The sequence below is a fragment of the Streptomyces fuscigenes genome (assembly GCF_021556455.1).
GTDB lineage: Bacteria > Actinomycetota > Actinomycetes > Streptomycetales > Streptomycetaceae > Streptomyces > Streptomyces fuscigenes.
Genome location: NZ_JAKGCV010000353.1, coordinates 1 through 5,878, shown reverse-complemented (window position 1 = coordinate 5,878; position 5,878 = coordinate 1). Strand labels below are relative to the sequence as shown.

Sequence of the window (5,878 nt, the reverse complement as noted above, 5' to 3'; positions counted from 1 at the left end):
GCTCCGGGGCGACCGCCTCGGACGGCTCGTGGGCCGGCGCGCCGGGGAGCGCCGCGCCGTCCGCGCCGTGCGCGACCCCGGTGTCCTGCGCCGGCGGCACGGCCGGCCCGTCCTGCGCCTCCCGCATGTCCTGCACGTCCTGCACGTCTTGGGGCTCTTGCACGTCCCGCACGTCCTGCGGGCCCTGCGCGGAGGGGTCGTCGAGTGATGTGGCGGGGGCCGGGGCCGCGCCGTCCCCGGCGATCTGTTCCGACCCGTCGGGCACGCCCTGCTCGGGCTGCCCGGGCTGCGGCTGAGGCACCCAGGGCACCCCGCCCTGGGGCTCCTCGGCGCCCGCGCCGGCACCCGGCCCGTCCACCGCGCCCGCGGACGGATCGTCACGCGGGATGTCGAGGTACTCCGGGCCCGTCGTGGGCGGGCCGGGCGTCTGGGAGCGGACCGGATAGGCCGGGGCCGTACGCGCCGCCGCGGGACCGCGGTCGGCGAGGGAGCGGACGATGCCGCTCGGCGGGTCGGACACCGGCGGCCCGAAGTGCAGGGGCCGGCGCGAGGCGTTCGGGGCGCTCCCGGCAGCGGCCGGCACCGGCCCGCCGATGGAGCTGTCGGGCGCGGAGGCGGGCGACGGGACACGGCCCGCCGGCGGTTCGCCGGCGGCGGACTCCCCTGCGGGCCGGGCGGTGGGCTCGACCGCCTGCGCGGCCGCCTCCTGGGCGTACGCCGGGTTCCCCCCGTACGCGTGCCCCTGGCCGTCGGAGCCGGGCGCCCGGCCGTCCGGAGCGTAGCCCGGGCCGTTCGGAGCGAAGCCCTGGCCGTCCGAGGGACGGGCCTGGGCGTCGAGCGCGTAGCCCTGGCCGTCGGCCGCGTACGTCAGCCCGTCGGCGGCCGGGGCCTGCTCTCCGGGGCCGGCTGCGGCGGGGTCCCCGGAGACCACGCCGTGCGCGGGGGTGTGCTGCTGCGTCAGGCCGTGGTGAGCCTGCGCCTCCGCCGGCGCGGAGGCGTCCGCCGCGGGCTGCGCCGCCGGCTCCGTCACCGGCGCCGGCTGGTCTATCAGCGGTGCGGGCTCCCCCAGCGGGTGCCCGTCCGCCGCGGACCGGGCCTGCTGGACGGGCGGCGCGGCGTGCTGGGCGGGGGGCCGGTAGCCGGCGTCGTGCTCGACGGAGGGGGCAGGCTGCGAGGGCACGGGCTGGGGGTCGCTCCAGGCGCCCTGCGCGCTCGGCATCAGCAGCAGGTCGTCGTCTTCCTGCGGGGTCTCGGAGGGGCCCAGGTAGGCGTACTCGGCCGCCGGGGTCCCCGGCTGCTCCACCATGCCTGCGTCCTCCGGCCGTCCCTCGCCCGGGACCGTGCCGGTGTCAGTCATGCGTACCCCTCGCCCATCGCTTGTGCTCCTTCGGCCCATGCCGGGGTCGCGCGGGGCCGTTGGCCCCGGCCGCCCGTCCATAACAACGAGCGGGGCCGCCGCGCGGCACGAAGGACCGCGGGCCCGGCGTGTTCGCCGGCTCTCCCGCGGGCCGCGGGTCGCACGCCCCGACGACCGGCCGCGGGCCGCGCGCCGTTGCGCGTCCCCCCGGTTCCGCGTACCACAGAAGGAGCCGAAAGGGCCTCCATTTCGACCGGTTTTCCCGGACATTGACCACCCGATCAACGGGGGCCGGCCTGCGGTACAACGATCGGTCAGCCTACCCCGCGCTCCCTCGCGGCAGGGTCAGGGGGCGCTTTCCCGCCGCCGTCCGGCGACGAGGAAGACGACCGCGCGCTCGCGCTCCGACCAGTCGGAGGTGTCCAGGTCGACGGACTGCAGCAGGGAGCATTCGACCGTGTATCCGCCCGCCGAGAGCGCGGCGGCGACGGCCTCCGCCTCGTCGCGCGTGGCGGCGTGCGTGACGATCCGCTCGGGCCTGCGGTCGACGCAGGCGGTGACGACATCGAGCCCCCCGCCACCGATGCGGACGACGTCGGGCTCGGGGAGGCGTTCCAGTACGTGGGGCGCGCGGCCCTGGACCACCTGGAGTTGCGCGCCCGCGCGTCGGGCCGCCGCGGCGGTGGCGGCGCACGCCCCCTCCTCCTCGTCCACCGCGATCACGGCCGCGCCGAACCGGGCCGCCTCGGCCGCGATCGCCCCGCTGCCCGAGCCGATGTCCCAGATCAGGTCGCCCGTCCGCGCGCCTATGCGGGCGAGTTGCGCGGCGCGCAGCCAGGTCGACTCGCCCTCGTCGAGGGTGATGCCGTACTCCTCGTTGGGCAGCGCCCAGCCGCGGGTGCGGATGCCGGCGGGGCGTGCCGCGTCGCCGCCGAGGATCCATCCGGGGCCGGTGGCCGCGGCCGCCGGGGCGCCGCCTCCCCCGGTCCCCGTGCCCCCGACGACGATGACGACGTTGGGGTCGCGCCAGACGTGGTCGGCGACCTTGTCGGAGGTGAGCACCGTGACCTGTTCGCGGTCGGTGCCGAGCTCCTCGCAGATCACGAAGGTGCGGTGGACGCCTTCGAGGAGCAGGGCGAGTTCGGCGGGGCCCGCCCCCGGGGACGTGAGGACGGCGACCTTGGTGTGCGCCCGGCAGACGTTGACGGCGCGGCGCAGGGTGCGGCTGTGCGCCACCACGACCTGCGCGTCCTCCCAGGCCATCCCGGCGCGCGCGAAGGCCGCCGCGACCGCGGACACCGCGGGGACGACCTCGACCTCCAGTCCGTGCTCGGGGGCGCGCAGGGTCCGGACGACGCCGAAGAACCCCGGGTCGCCGTCCGCGAGCACGACGGCGCTGCCCCGGTGGCCCGCGATGCGCCGGGCCGCGAGGTCGATGCTGCCGAGCCTGATGTGCTCGGCGTCGTCGGGGACTTCGGGAAGTGCCAGGTGGTGTGCGGCTCCGGCCACCAGGGTGGCGGCGAGGAGCGCGGATCGGGCCGCAGGGGTGAGGGGTGAGCCGTCCCAGCCGATCACCGTGACGCGGTCGGCCATCGTCGTGTGTCTCCCGTGGGTGTCGCGAGCGGGCTGGAGCTGAACCGGTCGATGAGGCGCAGCGGGTGCGTGGGGCCGTCCGGCGCGCGGGCGCGGGACGCGGGGCACGGTGAGAGTACCGGGCCGCGTCGCGGCGCGGGGGGCCGGTGGGTGCTCTCCGCCGGCAGGCCGCGCGAGCCGTCAGCGCCAGTCGGTGTAGGTGGCGTAGCCCCCGGCGTCCGCCAGTTGCTCGCCGCCGCCCTCGAGGTCCTCGGGCAGCAGGCTCCACACGATCAGGTCCGTGCGGATGTCCGTCCATCCGCCGTCCTCGGTCTGCGTACGCGCTATCCCCGCGTTGCGCAGCACTCCCTCGCTGATGCAGCCCATCTTCTGGGCGACCTGCTGGGCCGCCGTGTTGTCCGCGGCGGTGCGCAGTTCGAGCCGTTCGAGCTTCTGGTCGCGAAAGAGCCACTGCGCGACGGCCAGCATGGACTCCGTGGCGTACCCCTCGCCCCTGGCCCAGGGCGCCGTCGCGTACTCCGCGTGCACGGCGAGTGTGCGCCAGTCGGCGTCGCGCAGCCGCACCGTTCCCACGAGGCGCTGCGTGAGGAACTCGGTCACGGCGAAGACGATGCCCCGCCCCTCGCGGCGCACGGCCGGGGCCGACCTGCCGACCCACTTGGCGGCCTCGGACGTGGAGAACGGGTGCGGGACGGACATCCACGCGGTGACCATCTCGTCGTTCATCATCTCGGTGTACGCCGGGACGTCGGCCGACTCGAACGGTCGCAGCACCAGCCGCTCCGTACTGATGGAAACGTCCGGAAAGGTGGTAGTCATCCGCAGCTCCATGCCTCGGTCCGTCGAGCCGTGCGTCCAGTCCGTCGTAAAGGCACAGCATGCAGCATCGGCCCTGCCTGACGCATGGGGGGTGTCCGGCGCCGGGCGAGGGCCGGGCGCCGGGGAGTGCGGCGGCCGTAATACCCTCGGTCAATGCTCGTCGCCCTGACGATCGCGGTGACCGTGGCCGCGCTCGCCCTCGCCGCCTGGTGCGGTTTCGCCGCGTACCGGGACCAGTCCACGAAGGACTGGCACTTCGCCGGCATGGCCGTGGTGTCACTCCTCGCGCTGGTCCAGCTGGTGGTGGGGATCGTCGAGGTGGCGCGCGGTGAGAAGCCCCACGACGGCTCGGTGATCTTCTTCGCCTACCTGATCGGCGCGGCGCTCGCGGTACCGGTGGCCGGTTTCATGTCCCTCACGGAGCGCAGCCGGTGGGGTTCCGTGGTGGTCTGCGGGGGCGGGATCGTCCTCGCCGTGCTGGAAGTGCGGCTGATCGCGATCTGGGGAGGGTGACGGACGGCGATGGAGAAGGACGGAACGGACGTGACGGCGCAGACGACGGATCCCGCGGAGCCCGGGACCGGGGACGGCAGCGGTACGGCGGGCGCGGGCCCGGCGGCGGGGGCCGGCGCGGGGGAAGGGGCCGGGCGGGGGCGCGCGGGCCGGACGAAGCTCGTCAGCGGCCCCGGCATCGTGCTGGTGTGGCTGTACGGCGTGATGACGGTCGGTGCCGCGTCGCGGTCCGTCTACCAGATCGCGTCGGACTTCGGCCGGGCGCCGCTCGCGTACTCGCTGTCGGCGGTCGCGGCGGTCGTCTACGTGTTCATCACGTACACACTGGTGCGCGGCGGCGAGACGGCCCGCAAGGTGGCGCTGGTGTGCTGCGCCCTCGAACTCGTCGGTGTGCTGACCGTGGGCACGTGGACGCTGGTCGACTCGTCGGCCTTCCCGGACGCGACGGTCTGGTCCTACTACGGCGCCGGCTACATCCTGATCCCGGTGGCTCTGCCCGTCACGGGCATCCTGTGGCTGCGCAGGTCGCGCGCGCTCACGGCACCCGCCGCCTCGGCCTGAGGCCCTGCGGCGCCCGCGCGGTCCACGCGAATCCCTGGGCGGGGCGGGCCCCGGTTTCCGCCTCCCGGAGGCTTCGTGTCCCGGAGGCTTCGTGTCCTGGCGGCTTCACGCCCCGGGGTGGGCTCCCGCGCCGGTCCGGTCCGGCCGGCAGTCCGGTGATCGCCCCTGACGTCCGCGCCCGGGACGCCAGGGGCCCGTGTCAGGCGCTCGCGACGAACGTGCCGGGTGCGGCCGGCTTCTCCAGCGTGATCAGGGCGGGCACCGTCCCCTCGCCGGCGGCGACGGGGGCGTAGCCGCGGCTGCGGTACAGGCGCATGTCGCCGAGGCTGGTCGTGAAGAGGCGGAAGCGGCGCGCGGCCGGGTCCTGGGCGAAGTGCGTCTCGATGGCGTCGAGCAGCCGCCCGCCGAGACCGTGCCGCTGCATCCTCGGGTGGACCATCAGTTTGCCGATCCTGGCGGTGCCCGAAGGATCGATCCTGCCGCGTACCGACGCGACGACCTCGTCGCCGAGCCGGGCGACGAGGCAGTGGCCGCCGTCGAGGTCGGCCCTGAGCTCGTCGAGGGTCTGGGTCAGCGGCTCGATGGTGTAGTCGCCGTGGAGCTCCGCCTCCCCCTGGTAGCACAGGTACTGCAGTTTGAGGATGTTCTCCGCGTCCTGCGCACGTGCCGCTGAGATGGTCACGCTCATGCCCATGTGTGCATGCCTCCCGCTCACCTGGTTACGCCGATTGTCTACCGCTCCTTTCCCAGATGTCGGGGAGCTGCAACCTCCGGCGCCAGCATTCTGCGGAGGCATCCCAGGCATCTGGAACGGATCGGTCCCAAACTGCCCTGTGACATACCCAACGCGCCCGCTATTTCCCGGTAGGTCGGGTCGCGCGGGGACAGCATCGCGCCGAGCAGGCCCGGGCAGCGGCCGGGTGTCCTGCGGACGGCCTCGCGTATGGCCCGCCCGTGCTCGGCGCGCAGCACCACCCGCTCGGGGCCGGCCTCGGGATCGGCCGGCGGGTGGCCCGCCGGTCCGCCCCCGTAGGG

The 5,878-nt window shown here is 75.3% G+C and carries 6 protein-coding genes and 1 pseudogene; 2 read left to right on the top strand and 5 right to left on the bottom strand.

The genetic code is table 11. The features are described 5' to 3' along the window. The 3 genes and pseudogenes from L1885_RS22120 to L1885_RS22110 form a co-directional block, all read right to left on the bottom strand. Positions 1-1,357, bottom strand: a pseudogene (locus L1885_RS22120) (hypothetical protein); the annotation flags it as partial. A gap of 345 nt (positions 1,358-1,702) precedes the next feature. Further along, positions 1,703-2,950, bottom strand: a complete 1,248-nt coding sequence (cbiE, locus tag L1885_RS22115) for a precorrin-6y C5,15-methyltransferase (decarboxylating) subunit CbiE (protein ID WP_235798918.1) — start codon at positions 2,948-2,950, stop codon at positions 1,703-1,705. A gap of 180 nt (positions 2,951-3,130) precedes the next feature. Further along, positions 3,131-3,769, bottom strand: coding sequence for a GNAT family N-acetyltransferase (locus L1885_RS22110; protein ID WP_235798917.1), 639 nt, complete (start codon positions 3,767-3,769; stop codon positions 3,131-3,133). A gap of 153 nt (positions 3,770-3,922) precedes the next feature. On the opposite strand from L1885_RS22110, the gene L1885_RS22105 reads away from it, so the two are divergent. Together L1885_RS22105 and L1885_RS22100 are read left to right on the top strand one after the other, a co-directional pair. After that, positions 3,923-4,282 (top strand): hypothetical protein, encoded by a 360-nt coding sequence (locus tag L1885_RS22105; RefSeq protein WP_235798916.1) that lies wholly within the window; start codon positions 3,923-3,925, stop codon positions 4,280-4,282. A 204-nt stretch (positions 4,283-4,486) separates the two neighbouring features. Beyond that, entirely contained in the window at positions 4,487-4,843 is a 357-nt protein-coding gene (locus L1885_RS22100; RefSeq protein WP_235798919.1) for a hypothetical protein, read from the top strand. A 199-nt stretch (positions 4,844-5,042) separates the two neighbouring features. Here L1885_RS22100 and L1885_RS22095 read toward each other — a convergent pair whose 3' ends face one another. Both L1885_RS22095 and L1885_RS22090 read right to left on the bottom strand, forming a co-directional pair. Continuing rightward, positions 5,043-5,537, bottom strand: coding sequence for a GNAT family N-acetyltransferase (locus L1885_RS22095; protein WP_235798915.1), 495 nt, complete (start codon positions 5,535-5,537; stop codon positions 5,043-5,045). 38 nt (positions 5,538-5,575) lie between these two features. Then, positions 5,576-5,878, bottom strand: a 303-nt coding sequence (locus L1885_RS22090) for a sigma-70 RNA polymerase sigma factor region 4 domain-containing protein (RefSeq protein ID WP_505016785.1), incomplete at its 5' end; no start/stop codon positions are given.

Coding starts and splice junctions, on each gene's coding strand:
- L1885_RS22110 (WP_235798917.1), bottom strand. CDS start 3,769: ATGACTACCACCTTTCCGGACGTTTCCATCAGTACGGAGCGGCTGGTG.
- cbiE (WP_235798918.1), bottom strand. CDS start 2,950: ATGGCCGACCGCGTCACGGTGATCGGCTGGGACGGCTCACCCCTCACC.
- L1885_RS22095 (WP_235798915.1), bottom strand. CDS start 5,537: ATGGGCATGAGCGTGACCATCTCAGCGGCACGTGCGCAGGACGCGGAG.
- L1885_RS22100 (WP_235798919.1), top strand. CDS start 4,487: ATGACGGTCGGTGCCGCGTCGCGGTCCGTCTACCAGATCGCGTCGGAC.
- L1885_RS22105 (WP_235798916.1), top strand. CDS start 3,923: ATGCTCGTCGCCCTGACGATCGCGGTGACCGTGGCCGCGCTCGCCCTC.